Annotated in this window: 17 protein-coding genes; 12 read left to right on the plus strand and 5 right to left on the minus strand. The window is 72.5% G+C overall.

Going from position 1 to position 15448, the window contains the following annotated elements; translation table 11 throughout:
• The first annotated feature begins 50 nt into the window (after nucleotides 1-50).
• The 5 genes from ASG51_RS11240 to ASG51_RS11260 all read left to right on the plus strand — a co-directional run bounded on the left by ASG51_RS11240 (nucleotide 51) and on the right by ASG51_RS11260 (nucleotide 2556).
• Nucleotides 51-614, plus strand: a complete 564-nt coding sequence (locus ASG51_RS11240) for an Hsp20 family protein (protein ID WP_056380882.1) — start codon at nucleotides 51-53, stop codon at nucleotides 612-614.
• A gap of 134 nt (nucleotides 615-748) precedes the next feature.
• Nucleotides 749-1270 (plus strand): Hsp20/alpha crystallin family protein, encoded by a 522-nt coding sequence (locus ASG51_RS11245; RefSeq protein ID WP_056380935.1) that lies wholly within the window; start codon nucleotides 749-751, stop codon nucleotides 1268-1270.
• A 143-nt stretch (nucleotides 1271-1413) separates the two neighbouring features.
• The gene (locus ASG51_RS11250; RefSeq protein WP_347379735.1) at nucleotides 1414-1782 is read left to right on the plus strand and encodes a hypothetical protein; all 369 of its coding nucleotides are present in this window, start codon (nucleotides 1414-1416) and stop codon (nucleotides 1780-1782) included.
• Nucleotides 1783-1797: 15 nt separating this feature from the next.
• The gene (locus tag ASG51_RS11255) at nucleotides 1798-2172 is read left to right on the plus strand and encodes a hypothetical protein (RefSeq protein WP_056272184.1); all 375 of its coding nucleotides are present in this window, start codon (nucleotides 1798-1800) and stop codon (nucleotides 2170-2172) included.
• A gap of 18 nt (nucleotides 2173-2190) precedes the next feature.
• The gene (locus ASG51_RS11260; RefSeq protein WP_244480126.1) at nucleotides 2191-2556 is read left to right on the plus strand and encodes a hypothetical protein; all 366 of its coding nucleotides are present in this window, start codon (nucleotides 2191-2193) and stop codon (nucleotides 2554-2556) included.
• 72 nt (nucleotides 2557-2628) lie between these two features.
• Here ASG51_RS11260 and ASG51_RS11265 read toward each other — a convergent pair whose 3' ends face one another.
• Nucleotides 2629-3042, minus strand: coding sequence for a DUF1236 domain-containing protein (locus ASG51_RS11265; RefSeq protein ID WP_056380884.1), 414 nt, complete (start codon nucleotides 3040-3042; stop codon nucleotides 2629-2631).
• A 184-nt stretch (nucleotides 3043-3226) separates the two neighbouring features.
• Between ASG51_RS11265 and ASG51_RS11270 the strand changes: the two genes are divergently transcribed.
• Together ASG51_RS11270 and ASG51_RS11275 are read left to right on the plus strand one after the other, a co-directional pair.
• Nucleotides 3227-3847, plus strand: a complete 621-nt coding sequence (locus ASG51_RS11270) for a pyridoxamine 5'-phosphate oxidase family protein (RefSeq protein ID WP_056380887.1) — start codon at nucleotides 3227-3229, stop codon at nucleotides 3845-3847.
• Nucleotides 3848-4089: 242 nt separating this feature from the next.
• Nucleotides 4090-6747, plus strand: a complete 2658-nt coding sequence (locus tag ASG51_RS11275; RefSeq protein WP_056380889.1) for a glucosidase — start codon at nucleotides 4090-4092, stop codon at nucleotides 6745-6747.
• Between the two features lie 32 nt (nucleotides 6748-6779).
• On the opposite strand, the gene ASG51_RS11280 is transcribed toward ASG51_RS11275, so the two are convergent.
• Complete coding sequence (locus ASG51_RS11280) at nucleotides 6780-7049, minus strand: hypothetical protein (protein ID WP_056273604.1); 270 nt, start codon at nucleotides 7047-7049, stop codon at nucleotides 6780-6782.
• Between the two features lie 249 nt (nucleotides 7050-7298).
• Nucleotides 7299-8684, minus strand: a complete 1386-nt coding sequence (locus ASG51_RS11285) for an FAD/NAD(P)-binding protein (RefSeq protein ID WP_056380890.1) — start codon at nucleotides 8682-8684, stop codon at nucleotides 7299-7301.
• Between the two features lie 313 nt (nucleotides 8685-8997).
• On the opposite strand from ASG51_RS11285, the gene ASG51_RS11290 reads away from it, so the two are divergent.
• Genes ASG51_RS11290 through ASG51_RS11305 form a run of 4 tightly spaced genes read left to right on the plus strand, consistent with a single transcriptional unit; the run spans nucleotide 8998 to nucleotide 12582 of the window.
• The gene (locus tag ASG51_RS11290) at nucleotides 8998-10101 is read left to right on the plus strand and encodes an LLM class flavin-dependent oxidoreductase (protein ID WP_056380892.1); all 1104 of its coding nucleotides are present in this window, start codon (nucleotides 8998-9000) and stop codon (nucleotides 10099-10101) included.
• Complete coding sequence (locus ASG51_RS11295; protein ID WP_056380894.1) at nucleotides 10101-11042, plus strand: ABC transporter substrate-binding protein; 942 nt, start codon at nucleotides 10101-10103, stop codon at nucleotides 11040-11042. Before ASG51_RS11290 ends, ASG51_RS11295 begins: the two co-directional genes overlap by 1 nt.
• A 29-nt stretch (nucleotides 11043-11071) precedes the next feature.
• Nucleotides 11072-11599, plus strand: a complete 528-nt coding sequence (locus tag ASG51_RS11300) for a cupin domain-containing protein (protein WP_056380895.1) — start codon at nucleotides 11072-11074, stop codon at nucleotides 11597-11599.
• 14 nt (nucleotides 11600-11613) lie between these two features.
• Nucleotides 11614-12582, plus strand: a complete 969-nt coding sequence (locus tag ASG51_RS11305; RefSeq protein ID WP_056380897.1) for an aliphatic sulfonate ABC transporter substrate-binding protein — start codon at nucleotides 11614-11616, stop codon at nucleotides 12580-12582.
• Between the two features lie 48 nt (nucleotides 12583-12630).
• On the opposite strand, the gene ASG51_RS11310 is transcribed toward ASG51_RS11305, so the two are convergent.
• Nucleotides 12631-13377, minus strand: coding sequence for a glucose 1-dehydrogenase (locus ASG51_RS11310; RefSeq protein ID WP_056380899.1), 747 nt, complete (start codon nucleotides 13375-13377; stop codon nucleotides 12631-12633).
• Nucleotides 13378-13484: 107 nt separating this feature from the next.
• On the opposite strand from ASG51_RS11310, the gene ASG51_RS11315 reads away from it, so the two are divergent.
• Nucleotides 13485-13850: a helix-turn-helix domain-containing protein gene (locus tag ASG51_RS11315; protein ID WP_056272218.1), complete on the plus strand. Its 366-nt coding sequence runs from the start codon at nucleotides 13485-13487 to the stop codon at nucleotides 13848-13850.
• Between the two features lie 192 nt (nucleotides 13851-14042).
• Here the strand turns inward: ASG51_RS11315 and ASG51_RS11320 are convergent, their stop codons facing one another.
• Nucleotides 14043-15305, minus strand: coding sequence for a D-serine ammonia-lyase (locus ASG51_RS11320; protein WP_056380901.1), 1263 nt, complete (start codon nucleotides 15303-15305; stop codon nucleotides 14043-14045).
• Nucleotides 15306-15448 lie beyond the last annotated feature (143 nt).

Consider the following 15448-nt stretch of genomic DNA (forward strand, 5'->3'; position numbering starts at 1 on the left):
CACGCGTCCGGCGTCCCTCGTCATCACGTTGCTCATCGGAGGATGTGGTCATGAGGACTTACGATGTGTCACCCCTGTTCCGGTCCTCGGTCGGCTTCGACCGGCTGTTCGATCTGCTGACCCAGGCCGAGCGGGTCGAGGCCTCGACGGCCTGGCCGCCCTACAACATCGAGAAGGCCGCCGAGGACCGCTATCGCATCACCATGGCGGTGGCCGGCTTCACGCCGGACGAGATCGACCTCGTCCAGCACGACACCACGCTGCTGGTCTCCGGCCAGAAGACGGGCCCGGAGGGCGAGCGGCAGTATCTCCATCGGGGAATCGCGTCCCGGTCGTTCCGCCAGACCTTCAACCTCGCCGAACACGTCACCGTGCTCGGGGCGTCCCTGGAGAACGGACTCCTCACCGTCGACCTCAGACGCGAGGTTCCCGAGGCGCTCAAGCCGCGCCGCATCGCCATCGGCGGGCCCCCGGGCGCTGTCGGTCAGGACAATGCGCCGGCCCGGATCGGGGAGGCCGAGCCCGGGGAATCGCGAGAGCCCGGCGCTCGGAGCGTCGAAGGCCCACGGACCGGCGACGACGCCCGCGGCCAGGAACAGCCCGCGGCCGCCTGATGCCCCGCCCGGTCATTGGGCGATCCGAATCCGGCCCCGTTCGGACATCCGATCCCTCGCGGACCCGCGTTGCCGTGAAGACCTCCGGGCCCGCGAAAAACCGTTGGACGTCAACCCTGCTGATGGAGTGCATCATGAGTGTGAGAGATCTTCTTCCCTGGACGCGCAACGCGGGCGCCGCCGGGCCGGGTCCGATGCGGTCCGAGCCGCTGAGCCCCTTCCTGACCCTCCACCGCGAGATGAACCGCCTGTTCGACGACGTCTTCAGCGGCCTGAACGGCGCGTCCGCCCTCGGCCGGGGCGGCGCCGGCTGGCCCAGCGTCGAACTCGTCGAGACGGACCAGGGCCTGCGGGTCTCGGCTGAGCTGCCGGGCCTCGACGAGAAGGATGTCGAGGTGCTGATCGAGGACGGTGTCCTCACCCTGCGCGGCGAGAAGCGCTCAGAGACGAGCGACGCGGCCCGCGGCTACACGGAGCGCGCCTACGGCCGCTTCGAGCGGACGATCGCGCTGCCGTTCGCGGTCGAGGAGGACAAGGCGGAGGCTACCTTTTCGAACGGCGTGCTCAGCGTGACCCTGCCCCGCTCGGCCCAGGTTCCGGCCTCGGCGCGCCGCATCGCGATCACCGGCGGCGTGCAGACCGGGACGGCCCATTGACCGGCGCCCGAGCCCGGGCGGCCTGACGCGGCGGACGCGGATCCTTGGGTCGCGCCCGCCGATCCCGCACTCCCGAGGAGATCCCCGTTCACCCAGTGACTCTTGCTCACGAAGAAACCCTTGCTCACGAAGAGGAGGATGTCATGCAGTTGCTGGACACGACCATCGAGCGCCTGGGGCCGCTGGCCTCGGCGACCCTCCGGGCGACGGCCGTCGATCCGTTCGAGGCCTTCGTCGCGCCGGGCGACGTCTTCCGGCACCCGCGCGAGGTGCTGACCTATCCGGGCCTGTCGCTCGCCGAGAAGCGCGCCGTCCTGGCCTCCTGGGCCTCGGATTCGCGCGCCGTCGAGTCCTGCCCGGCCCTGCGCTGCCTCGAGGGCTGCCGGGCCGAGCCGGTGCCCCTCGACGCGGTGCTGGCCGCGCTCCAGGCGCTGGACGCGGTACCGGTGGCGGGGATCTGCGCCCGCGACGGCCAGGCGGGCGAGGCCGCTGCGGCGGACGGTCTGAACTGAGGGCGTAGGTGCGGCATGCCGACCTTTCCGCTGAAAAGCCCGCCCCATCGGCCGGACGGGCACCGCCGGGCCGGGATGCCGTGGCACGGCGCCGACGTGACGCGCCTTGTCGACGGGGTCGTCACAACAGGCCTCTGCGTCGGGCTCGCCGTGCTCCTGCGGGCGTGGCTGGCCGGGCCGGCCCTGGCGGGCGCGATCCTGGCAGGGCTCCTCACGGGCGCCGGCTATGTCTGGCTCGCCGTGGCGATCACCGGGGACGACGCACCCGGCGATACCCGGCGCGGGAGGTCCTGGGACGTCACCGCCTGGCATGTGACCGCCTGGGATGTGGCCCTGGTAATCCTCGCCGCCAGCGTCGCGGTGCAGGCCGCGGCGCCGCTCGGTGCCTGACTGGAGTGCGAGACCCCCATGCGTGACACCATCCTCGCCGTCGGACACAGGTCGCCATCTGTAGCTCCGGACCCTGGACGCCGCGACCCGGACTGGGAGCGTGCGCTCGTCAACCCGGCCGCGGTGTTCGGCACCGTCCGGGCCGTCCTCGATCACCCGCGCCTGATGCGCGGCGTCAAGCGGGAGATCCTGCGGCGCTGGGCCTGGGACGAACACCTCAAGGAGGTGGCGGCCTCCGAGGGCATGGCGGAGGGGGAGCCCTCGTGCCTGGACGAGGTCCGGGCCGCCCTCCTCAGCCTCGACGCGGCGTGGCGGCCGAAGCCCTCCGCCCCCGCGGCGGCCATCCCGCTCCTGCGGGAGGCGGACGACCGCCTCGCCGCCTGATTCCCCCATCGCGGCCGGCCCCTCCCCGCAGGTACCGTTCGGGCCTGTTCGGCCGACGCGCTCCGGCGCGGGTCAGTCGATCACCTCGACCACCCGCCGGGTGCCCGGTTCCACCAGCACAGGGTGGTCGTTGACGATGGTGTAGTTGTAGCCCTTCAGCGCGAATTCGGACGGCACGTCGTAGTAGACCACCCCGTCCTCGGGCAGCACCGCGCCGACCCGGACGGTGCCCGGATAGGCGTAGGACGGCCGCCGCTCGGCGCTGGCGTAGATCCGGAAGCGCTCGCGCCGGTCGACGCCGAGGATGCCGTTGGCCGTGCCGACGGCGGCGCCGATCGCGCCGCCCACCACCGCGCCGAGGGGGCCGGCCGCCAGCTCGCCCCGCGCGGCCCCTTCCTGCGCGCCCTGGACGAGGCCTTGCGCCTGGACCGGGCCGAGGCTCGCCAGGACGAGGGCCGAGGCGGCGGCGAGGATCTTGAGGGTCATGGGGCGGGTCTCCGGTACGGATGGATGCGGCTGCGAGCGGGCAACGCGGCCCGCCCCGTCCGGTGCCGGTGGTCGTACCGACAAAGCCGACCCGTGTCGCGCCGGACACAGCGGCGTCACGAGGCGTCTCCATGAGGGGCCAGGTTTCGCGTGTACAGATCACTAGGAAGAGACAGGAAACCCGATGGCGGCCGTCGAGACGATCGAAAAGCTGGAGCGCATCTACGGAGCCCCCGGGGCCGTCGGGGAGGCCTCGACCACCAAGGTGGCCGACCACATCACCCCGGATTACGGGCGCTTCCTCGCGGTCGCACCCTTCCTCGCCCTGGCCACCGTGGGCCCGGAGGGGCTGGACTGCTCGCCGCGCGGCGATGTCCCGGGCTTCGTGCGCGTCGCCGATTCCCGGACCCTGATCCTGCCGGACCGGCGCGGCAACAACCGGATCGACAGCCTGCGCAACGTCGTGCGCGACCCGCGGGTGGGGCTGATGTTCCTCATCCCGGGCATCGGCAACGCCCTGCGGGTCAACGGCCGGGCCGTGGTGGATGACGATCCGACCCTGCTCGCCAGCTTCGCGGTGGACGGCAAGGCGCCGCGCACCGCCCTCGTGATCACCGTGGGCGAGGTCTACTTCCAATGCGCCCGCGCGTTGATCCGCTCGGGCCTGTGGCGCCCGGACAGCCACGTCGATCCGAAGACCCTGCCGAGCCCCGGCGAGATCCTGGCCGGGTTGAGCGGGGGGCGCGTCGGCGGCGAGGCCTACGACGCGTCCTGGGCCGAGCGGGCGCGCCAGACGATGTGGTGACCTCCGGGGCCCGGGTCCGCGGATGCGAAAACGGCACGGCATCTGGCCGGCTTGGCGCTGATGATGCATCTGAGCCGCCTCCCGTTCCGAAATTCCCCGCCCCGAAGTCCCCTGCCCCGAAGCTCCCCGGACCTGATGATCGCCCTCCTCCCGCCCCCCTTCGTCACCCACCCGTCCGCCCGCCCTGCCCCGCCCCGGACCGGGACGGCGGCGCGCCCGGCGCCCGGCGCCGGGAGGCGGGCATGAGCGAGCTCGACGGCTGGGCCGAGCGCCGGCGCATCGCCGAGCAGGGGCGCGGCGAGCGGCCCTGGTCCCTGTGGGGCCCGTATCTCAGCGAGCGCCAGTGGGGCACCGTGCGGGAGGATTACAGCCGGGACGGCAATGCCTGGCGTTCGCTGCCGCACGACGAGGCGCGCTCGCGGGCCTATCGCTGGGGCGAGGACGGCCTCGCCGGGCTCTGCGACGAGCGCGGGCAGATGTGCCTCGCCCTCGCCCTCTGGAACGGGCGCGACCACATCCTGAAGGAGCGCCTGTTCGGCCTCGCCAACGAGGAGGGCAACCACGGCGAAGACGTCAAGGAGGTCTACCACTACCTCGACGCGGTCCCGAGCCACGCCTACCTGAAGTTCCTCTACCGCTACCCGCAGGGGGCCTACCCCTACGACGACCTCGTGCGCCAGGGGCTGCAGCGCGGCCGCGACCAGCCGGAATACGAGATCGAGGACACCGGGCTGTTCGTCGAGAACCGCTTCTTCGACATCACGGTGGAATACGCCAAGGAGGACGTCGAGGACATCCACGTGGTGATCACGGCGGTGAACCGCGGCCCCGAGACGGCGGACCTGCACATCATCCCGCAGCTCTGGTTCCGCAACACCTGGTCCTGGTGCGAAACGGCGGCGTACCGGCGCCCGGCCCTGGCCCTGCGCCCCGACGGCGGCATCGCCTGCGAGCACCCCCGCCTCGGTCTCTACCGCCTCAGCTTCGACGGCTATCCCGACCCGCTGTTCTGCGAGAACGACACCAACCTGCGCCTGCACGGCTGGGAGCCCGACGCTCCGGGCCCGTTCAAGGACGGCCTGCACGCGGCGATCGTGGACGGCGACGACGGGGCCGTGCGGCGCGATGCCGGCACCAAGCTCGGGCTGCACTACTTCCGCCAGTTGGAACCGGGCGAGACCACCCGGGTGACCTTACGTCTCGCGGCCGGCCCGCGCCTGCGCCCCGTGGACCGCGAGGGCACCATCGTCCATCGCCGGATCGCGGAGGCGGACGCCTTCTACGAGGCGCTGCAGGACGGCATCGGGGATGCCGATTCCCGCGCCATCTACCGGCAGGCCGCCGCCGGCCTGATCTGGTCGAAGCAGCTCTATGCCTACGACGTCCGGCTCTGGCTCAAGGGCGACCCGCTGCAGCCGGTGCCGCCCAAGGAGCGCGACAACGGCCGCAACGCGCATTGGCGCCACTTCGCCGGAGCAGACGTGCTCTCGATGCCGGACAAGTGGGAATACCCCTGGTTCGCCGCCTGGGACCTCGCCTTCCACTGCCTGCCGCTGGCTCTGCTCGATCCGGACTTCGCGAAGAAGCAGCTCCTGCTCCTCACCCGCGAATGGTACATGCACCCGAACGGCCAGCTGCCGGCCTACGAGTGGGAGTTCGGCGACGCCAATCCGCCGGTCCATGCCTGGGCCACCTACCGGGTCTTCGAGATCGACCGGGACCGGCGCGGCGGGCGCGGCGACCTCGCCTTCCTGGAGGGCGTGTTCCACAAGCTCCTCATCAACTTCACCTGGTGGGTGAACCGCAAGGACGCGGACGGCCGCAACGTCTTCCAGGGCGGCTTCCTCGGCCTCGACAATGTCGGGGTGTTCGACCGCTCGCGCCCGCCGCCGGGCTTCGGCCGCATCCACCAGGCGGACGGCACCGCCTGGATGGCGATGTACGCCCTCAACATGATGCGCATCGCCCTCGAGCTGGCGCTCCACAACGACGTCTACGAGAGCACCGCCTCGAAGTTCTTCGAGCACTTCCTGCTCATCGCCGAGGCGATGACCGACATGGGCGGCGAGGGCTTCGGCCTCTGGGACGAGGAGGACGCGTTCTACTACGACGAGGTCGACATCCCCGGCGGCGGCATGCTGCCCCTGCGGGTCCGCTCGGTGGTCGGCCTGGTGCCGCTCTTCGCCGTCGAGGTGATCGAGCCCTGGGTGCTGCAGCGCCTGCCCGATTTCGCGCGGCGCCTGAACTGGCTCCTGGAGCACCGCCCCCACCTCGCCTGCCTCGTCTCCCGCTGGGACGAGGGCGGCGTGCAGGACCGCAAGCTGCTGTCGCTCCTGCGCGGCCACCGGATGAAGGCGCTCCTGCGCCGGATGCTCGACGAGGCCGAGTTCCTCTCGGCCCACGGCATCCGCTCCCTGTCGAAGGCCCACCGCGACCAGCCCTACGCGCTGAACGAATTCGGCGCCTCCTTCACGGTGCGCTACGACCCGGCGGATTCCACCTCGAACATGTTCGGCGGCAACTCGAACTGGCGCGGGCCGGTCTGGATGCCGATGAACTACCTCATCATCGAGGCCCTGCGCCGCTTCCACACCTATTACGGCGACGACTTCCTAGTGGAGTACCCCACCGGCTCCGGCGACCACCGGACCCTGGCCGCCATCGCGGACGCCCTGGAGGACCGGCTGATCGCCCTGTTCACCAAGGATGCGGAGGGCCGCCGCCCGGCCTTCGGCGACCGGCCGCCGATCCCGCCCGCCCCCGGCGCCGAAGAGGCCCTGCTGTTCCACGAGTTCTTCGACGGCGACACCGGCCGCGGCCTCGGCGCCTCGCACCAGACGGGCTGGACCGCGCTGATCCTCAACCTGCTGCACACCCGCGCCCGGCGGCCGGCGGGATAGGAAGCTGGGGAGCGCCGTGGGGGACCGACCCCTCAGGCGATGGGCTGGCTCAGATAGGCCACCATCATCTCGGCGACGGCCCGGTCGGCGTAGTCCGACACGCTCTCGCGCCAGGCGACCGGAAAGGCCTCGACCACGCTGCGGCCGGCCAGGACTTCCGCGAGTTCCTGCGGCAGGAGCCCGTTCTCGATCGCCGCGGCGGCGGCCGCCCGGCCGTAGCTTCGCCGGACGTTGTGCGGTCCGGCCAGGATCGCGGGGTTCGCGGCCCCGGTCGGCTCAAAGGCTGTGGTGTGAAAGCTCATGGTCGTCATTCCCGCCGAACTGTTGTCCTGTCTGCGTCGCGTCGCGTCCTACGCAGCGGCGACAGGGGGCGGGGCGGAAGGCGAGGTGGCGGTGATGCTGGGACGGCTGGCTCATGGCGTCGGCTCCGATCGTCGGCGTATCCGTGCGGCCGATGGAAGAGACGATAGCCGCATCGCCCGGGAATGTGCTCCTAAAGATCCGGCGCGGCGGAGAGGGGCGTCGCACCGAAGACCGTTTCAGCGAAAGGCTCAGGCGGCCAGGCGGTCGCCGAGCTGGTCGGCCACCGCCCGGGCCAGGGGGCGGGCCGCGTCGCGGATGTCCGGCACCGCGATGCATTCCCAGACCACGCCGCGCAGCATCGGCCCGAAGGCCCAGATCGGGGCGTCGTGCGGCGCGCCCGCGACCCGGCCCCCGGGGCTCGCCGCGATGCCGAGGCCGAACGGGCCGGGCCGGACGAGGCCGCGGGCCAGCAGGTTGCGGATCAGCGGGTCGTCGGTCTCGGCGAGCCGGCTGAAGCCGGTGGCGTCGAGGATGCCCTGGACCGCGATCCGCTCGCGTCCGTCGGTGCCGCGCGGGCGCAGCGTCACCACCGCCCCATCCGGGGTCTCGTCGATGGCGAGGATGCGCCCGGCCCGGACCACGAGGCCGCCTCTGCGGATCTCGGCCGCGATCGCCTCCGCCGCCGGGGGCGCCGTGCGGTGGCGATGCACGTCCCAGTAGGGGCGAACATGGCGCAGGATTCGCGCCTGCTCGGCCCGCGGCAGCCCGGCCCAGAGGGCGTCGGTGATCGGGCGCAGGGCGTCGATGACCCCGCGCCAGTCGTCGCCGGCCTCCCGGGCCGTCGTGATCGCGCGCCGGATGGCGGCGACGAGTTTGCGGGCGGAAGCGCGGATTTCGGGGGTGAGCTCGGGGCTCCGCGCCGCCGGGACGGCGGCGTGGGGCTTCGGCAGCAGCCCCCGGCGGGACACGGCGACGATGCGGCCGGCGAACCCTTCGCGGCGCAGGGCCGCCACCGAATCCATCATGGTCAGGCCCGTGCCGATCACCAGCACGTCGCGCGCCGGGTCGAGGGTGCCGAACGCCTCCGGGTGCCACGGATCGAGCCGGTGCCGGCGCGGCGCGAGCGCCGGGCCCGGAAGGTTGCCCATCGCCAGGACCAGGCCCGCCACGAGCCGGGGCGGCACGCCCGCGCCGTGCAGCCGGAAGCCCTCCGGCACCGGCTCCACGTCGCAGATCGCCGCGCGCAGGGGGATCAGCCGGTCGCCGGCCCCAGCCGCCACGCGGTCCCAGCGCTCGGCGAGGTAGCGACCGTAGAGCCCGCGCGCCGCGAAGGTGCCGGCCTCGGTCTCGCGAATTCCCTGCCGCTCCGCCGCATCCAGGGGCGTGCATGCCAGCCAGTCCGCAAAGTCCTCGGGCCGCTCCGGGTCGGCGCTCATCTGGCTCGCCCGAAGGTTCAGGAGATGGTCCGGGTTGGGGGTGGCGTAGGCGAGCCCGAGGCCGAAGGGGCGGCTGCCTTCGCAGAGCAGCACAGGGCGGTCCACCGGCAGCGCGCGCAGCAGCTGCTCCGCCGCCATCAGGCCGCTGAAGCCGCCGCCGATGATCGCAATGGGAAGCGGCCGGTGGGTGGACGTCATGGCGATGGGCTCCCGGGTGGTACTCCACCGGGCTCTTACGGACGTTCGTTTTAGAGAACAAGCGCGTATTCGGGCGACGACGCGGTCGGAAGGAATGCGGCGATTTTCGCCCAAACGGAGGCTGCGGGGAGCATAGACGCAGGATATTCTAGGATGCCGGTGCGGCGTGGGATGGTCTCCTCCACCGGTTGGTTCTTTAAAAAGAACGTTCTCGTTGACTCGCGGAGCAGTGAACGGGACGATGGAGGTGGCTCGGCGAGCCCTGGCCGCGCCCGGCCGGCCGTCGCCGACACATACCCTTGAGAGGGACGTCATGAGCTTCCTCGAACCGGACGCCGTCGAGTTCATCGGCTTCGCCGCCCCCCGCGAACAGTCGGAGATCCACGCGCCTACGGGCCCGGCCATCGACCGGGACTACCTGCGCCTGCTGGCCCAGGCCCATGAATGGGGCGGGTTCGACCGCATCCTGGTGGCCTTCTACGCCACTGCGCCCGACGCGCTCCTGCTCGCGGCGCAGGTCGCGGCGGTGACGGAGCGCATCGGCCTGATGATCGCCCACCGCACGGGCTTCACCGCGCCCACCGTGGCGGCGCGCCAGTTCGCCACCCTCGACCAGCTCACCGGCGGGCGCGTCGCGCTCCACGCGATCAGCGGCGGCGACGACCGCGAGCTGGCCCGGGACGGCGACCACCTGACCAAGGACCAGCGCTACGCGCGCACCGACGAGTTCCTGGCCATCGCCCGGCAGGTCTGGACCGCCGCGCGCCCCTTCGATTTCGCCGGCGCGCACTACCGGGTCGCGGGCGGTTTCTCCGAGGTGAAGCCGGTCGATCCGCGTGGCATCCCGGTCTATTTCGGCGGCGCCTCGCCGCCCGCCATCGCGGTGGCAGGCCGGCACGCCGACACCTACGCCCTCTGGGGCGAGAGCCTGGATCAGGTCCGCGAGGCGATTCGGACGGTCCGCGCCGCGGCGGCGCCCCACGGGCGGTCCCCGCGCTTCAGCCTGTCGTTCCGGCCGATCCTGGCCGACACCGAGGAGGCCGCTTGGGCCCGGGCGGAGGACATCCTGGCCCGGACCCGCGCCACCCGGGCCGCGCAGGGGCTCGGCCCGGCGGCGACCCCGGAGAACGAGGGTTCGCGCCGCCTCCTGGCCGCAGCGGCGCAAGGGAACCGCCTCGACACCCGGCTCTACACCGCCATCGCTCGGGAAACCGGGGCGTCCGGCAACTCCACCGCCCTGGTGGGCACGCCCGAGCAGGTCGCCGAGGCGCTGCTGGCCTATCACGACCTCGGGGTGCGCACCTTCCTGATCCGCGGCTTCGACCCCCTGGAGGACGCCCTCGCGTATGGCCGCACCCTGATCCCGGCGGTCCGCCGGCTGCTGGCCCAACGCGCGACCCAGGCGGAGGCGGCGTGATGCGGCTTCCCCTCGCGGTCCTCGCGCTTCTGGCCCTCGCCGGTCTCGCCCGCGCCGACGAGGCGGTGCTGCGCGTCGGCGACCAGCGCGGCAATGCCCGCGCCCTGATGGAGGCGGCCGGCGTGCTGGCCGACCTGCCCTACCGCCTCGACTGGAGCGAGTTTCCCGCCGCCGCGCCCCTGCTGGAGGCGCTGAATGCCGGGGCGATCGATGCCGGCGGGGTGGGCGACGCGCCCTTCACCTTCGCGGCCGCCGCCGGGGTGCCGGTGAAGGCCTTCCTCGCCTTCCGCAACCGGCAGGACGGCCTCGCCATCCTGGTGGCGAAGGATTCGCCGATCCGGACGGTCGCGGACCTGAAGGGGAAGAGCATCGCCACCAACCGCGGCTCCATCGGCCATCAGGTCGTGCTCGCGGCCCTCGAAGAGGCGGGCCTGCCGGCCAGCGCCGTGACCCTGCGCTTCCTGCCGCCGGCGGATGCCAAGATCGCGCTCGCCAGCGGCAGCGTCGATGCCTGGGCGACCTGGGAGCCTTACACCTCCACCGCCGAGCTCGCCGGCCTCGCCCGGGTGGTCCGGGACGGCAACGGCATCACCCCGGGCCTGAGCTTCGCGGTGGCGAGCGACGCCGCCCTGACGACCAAGCGGGCGCAGCTCGCCGATTTCGGCCGGCGTCTCGTGGCGGCCCGGGACTGGGCCCTGAAGGATCCCGCCCCCTACGCCGCAATCTGGTCGAAGCTCATCGGCCTGCCCGAGGCGGTGCCCCTGCGCTGGTTCGCCCGGGCGCAGTACCGGGCCGTGCCGATCGACGAGGCCGTCATCGCCGACGAGCAGCGCAACATCGACCTCTACGTCCGCTCCGGGCTGATCCCGCAGGCCCGCGCGCCGAAGGCCGCGGCGATCCTCGATCGCAGCTTCGAACCGGGCGCCGCTGCGGTACGATAGGCCGCGACCCAAAGCGCGAGAGGCGACCCATGCACGGCGACCACGACCATCCCCACGACCACAGTCACGACGATCACCCGCACGACCACGAAGCCCCGGCCGAGCGCTGGAAGCACGACGGCGTGCGGGTGATCCCGGGCGACAAGCTCGACGCCAACACGGCCCAGACGCCGGGCATGTTCCGGCAGGCGGCGATCAACCAGGCCCGGGTCGGCGCCCAGAAGATCTGGGCCGGCACCGTGGCGATCGCCCCCGACGCCAAGACCGGCGTCCACCACCACGGCGCCCTGGAGAGCGTGATCTACGTGGTCTCGGGCCGCGCCCGGATGCGCTGGGGCGACCGGCTCGAATACGTGGCCGAGGCCGGCCCCGGCGACTTCATCTTCGTGCCGCCCTACGTGCCGCACCAGGAGATCAACGCCGATCCGGACCAGCCCCTGAACTGCGTCCTCGTCCGCTCCGACAACGAGGCCGTGGTGGTCAACATCACCGAGGTCGAGCCCGTCGAGCGGCCCGAGACGGTCCACTGGGTCGACCCCATCCACAAGCATCCCTGACGAGACGAGACTCCATGATCCATCGCCGCCACGCGCTGCGCGCCGCCGCCGCGCTCAGCCTGTTCGCCCTGACCCTCGCCCCCGGCTCCGGCCGGGCCGCCGAGGGGGCCAAGCTCCGCATCGGCTTCCAGAAATCCTCGACGCTGATCGCCCTGCTGAAGGAGGAGTCCGCCCTGGAGAAGGCCCTGGCGCCGCTGAACGTCACCGTCACGTGGCACGAGTTCACCAGCGGCCTGCCGATCATGGAGGCGCTCAATGCCGGCCAGATCGACGTGTCGGCGGATGTGGCCGACACCGTGCCGATCTTCGCCCAGGCCGCCCAGGCGCGGATCGCCTACATCGCCCAGGAGGCGGCCTCGCCGACCGCGCAGGCGATTCTGGTCGCGGCCGATTCGCCGATCAGGACGGTCGCCGACCTGAAGGGCCGCAAAGTCGCGGTGACCAAGGGGGCCGGCAGCCACTACCTGCTCCTGGCCGCCCTCGCGGCCGAAAAACTGCCCTTCAAGGCGATCAGCCCGGCCTACCTGACGCCGTCGGACGGGCGCGCGGCCTTGGCCAGCGGCAGCGTCGAGGCCTGGGTCGCCTGGGACCCGTTCCTGTCGGCGGCCGAGCAGCAGACCGGCGCCCGCGTCCTGCGCGACGGCACCGGCCTGTCCCAGTACAAGCGATACTACCTGGCCGGGGCCGACTACGCGACGCAGCGCGCGGACGTGCTCGCGCTGCTCTTCGGCAAGCTGCGCGAGACCGGGACCTGGGTGAAGGCCAACCCGGACGCCGCCGCCGCCCGGCTCGGCGCCCTGTGGAAGCTCGACCCGGCCATCGTCCGGCAGGCGAATGCCCGGCGCAGCTACCAGGTCGAGCCCGTCACCCACGCCGCCCTCGCCGAGCAGCAGACCATCGCGGACGCCTTCCGCGCCGAGGGCCTGCTCCCCCGCGCCGTCGACGCCGCTTCCCTGCCGATCTGGGCGCCGCCGGGTCTCTGAGCGGGCCGGCCCCGCAACGCCCCGTCGGGGCGCCCGAGGCCGGACCGTTCAGCGGATGCCGCCGCTGGCGGTGATGTTCTCGCCGGTGAGCCAGCGGGCCTCGTCCGAGGCCAGGAAGGCGACGACGTCGGCGATGTCGCCCGGGTGGCCGGCACGGCCCAGCGGCGTCTGGGCGACGAAGCCGGCCTCCATCTCCGAGCCGGTGATGCCGGCGCTGTGCGTACCCTCGGTGACCACGTAGCCCGGGCTGACCGTGTTGACCCGGATGCGGCGCGGGGCGAGCTCGTTGGCGAGGACGCCCGAGATCGCGTTCACGGCGCCCTTGGTCCCGCTGTAGACCGCGGCGGCCGGGGTGCTCACATGGGTGATGGCCGAGGAGATGTTGACGATACTCCCGCCCTCGCCGAGGTGCTTGGCCGCCGCCCCGGAGGCGAGCAGGACGCCCAGGACGTTGATGTCGAAGAGCCGGCGGTAATGCGCCTCCGTGACCTCCTCGATCGCGGCGAATTCATAGACGCCGGAATTGTTGACCAGCACGTCGAGCCGGCCGAACTGTGCCACCGCCGCCTCGATCAGGGCCTGCGCCTCCGCGGCCTTCGAGACGTCCGCCCGCACCGCGATGGCCCGTCCGCCCGCCGCGGTGATCCCCGCCACCACCGCTTCCGCGCCCGTCTGGCTCGAGGCGTAATTGACCACCACCGCCGCGCCGTCCCGCGCCAGCGCCGTGGCGATTCCCGCGCCGATGCCCTTCGACGCGCCGGTCACGACGGCCACCTTGCCCTGAAGCTTCGACATCTCAGCATCCTTCGACCCTGGGCCGGCGCCGCCATGGCGCCTTGCGTCCCATAGTTCGGAAGTTCGGAACTTCCGAAGAGGAGATCAAGACCCTAGATGTCGAAATCATGAGACCGCTGTTCCACCCCGCGCCCGAGGACCTGCAAGCAAGTGCGATCCTGCACGCGCTGGCCGACCCGAACCGGGCCGCGATTTTCGCCAACATCATGCGGGCCGGCTGCGTCGAGGCCTGCGCGTCGCTCGCGACGGTGGGCGACCGGGTGATCCCGAAATCCTCGCTCTCCAACCACTTCAAGGTGCTGCGCGAGGCCGGGCTGATCCGCAGCGAGCGCCACGGGGTCGAGATGCGCAACCACGCACGCTGGGACGAGGTAGAGGCCCGCTTCCCGGGCCTGCTGCGATCGATCCTGAACGCCTATGCGGGCGAAGGGCCACGGGGGGAGCCGCCCCTGCCTGCCTCCGATCCCGACTAGCTGCGGGCGTTCCGATCGCCGACAAATCCGCACCGTCATTCCGGGGCGCCGAAGGCGAGCCCGGAATCCAGAGCCGCCGACAGTGCAAGTCCTTGCACCACATGTGTTTCTGGATCCCGGGCTCCGCTGCGCGGCCCCGGGATGACGCTGTGCTGGGGTCGGGAGCCGCGCCCATTCCGACCCCAGAACGCCTCACGCCGCCGCGGCCAGCGCCTTCTGGAACTCCGCCTCGGGCAGGAGCGCCCCGCCGGTGGTCCACACCACCTGGGTGGCGTCGCGCCAGTCCGGCCGGGCCGCGAGCGTCGGGCGGACCGCCGCGAAGGCGGCGGCGGCCGAGGGTTCGAGGCGCAGGGCCGCTCGCTGCCAGAGGTCGCGAACCCCGGCGAAGAGCGCGGAATCCGTCACCGTGACGATTCCCGCGATGAGCGGGCCGACGGTGCCGGCGACGAGGAGCGAGGCGCTCGACACCGCGAGGCCGTCGGCGGCGGTGCGGTTGTCGAGGCCGACATCGTAGACGCTGACCGGCCGGTCGAGCCCGGCGGCGAGCTGCACCAGCATGCAGGGGGCGGCGACGGGCTCGACGAAGACGCAGTGCACCGCGTCGCCGAACAGGAGCTTCAGCCCGAGGGTGACGCCCCCCGGCGCGCCCCCGACCCCGCAGGGCAGGTAGACCACCAGGGGATGCGCGGCATCGACCGGGATGCCGGCCGCCGCCAGCTGGCGCTCCAGGTCGAAGGCCGCCGCGGCATAGCCGAGGAACAGGTCGACCGAGCTCTCGTCGTCGACGAAATGCGCGTCCGCCCGGTCTCCGAAGGCCTCCCGCGCCGCCGCGACCGCGCTGCCGTAATCGCCCGCATGCTCCACCACCCGGGCCCCGATGTCGCGCAGGCGCTGCTTCTTCCAGGCCTTGGCATCGTGGGACATGTGGACCTCGACCTGGAAGCCGAGCGCGCGGGCCATGACGCCGACGCTGAAGCCGAGATTGCCGGTGCTGCCCACCGCCACGGTGAAGGCCCCGAAGGCCGCGCGGATCTCGGGCTCGGCCAGGCGCGCGTAGGATTCGCCCGCGCGCAGCCAGCTCCGCGCCAGGGCCAGCCGCTCGGCCGTGACCAGCACCTCGTAGACGCCGCCGCGCGCCTTGATGCAGCCCGTCACCGGCAGGTCGTGGTCGGCCTTCACCCAGACGGCCGGTGCCTCGCTGCCGCAGAGATGGGCGGCGACCTCCGGGGCCAGCGGCAGCAGGGGCGAATCGATCCGCCCGGTCTCCAGCTCGGGGAACAGCGCCTTCAGCAGCGGGTCGCACCGGCGCCAGCGCGCCTCCGCGTCGCGCACCTCGGCGAGGCCGAAGGCGAGTCCGGGCAGGACCTCGGCCGCCGACCGGACCTGCGGGTTGCACCAGACCGTCGGACGCCCTGCGCGCACGGCCTCCGGAATTCCCTGCGGTTGGTCGGACATGGGGGTGGACCTTTATCGGTGGTTGGAAGCTCGAGCGCGACGTGGCCCTCCTCCCCCTTGTGGGGCGGAGTTGGAGGTGGGGGTGGTTGGGCGACCCGCGACCGGCGGAGGCCAGCGAAGCCACCCCCACCCCTGACCCCTCC

It is taken from the genome of Methylobacterium sp. Leaf465, from assembly GCF_001424705.1.
Classification (GTDB): Bacteria; Pseudomonadota; Alphaproteobacteria; order Rhizobiales; family Beijerinckiaceae; genus Methylobacterium.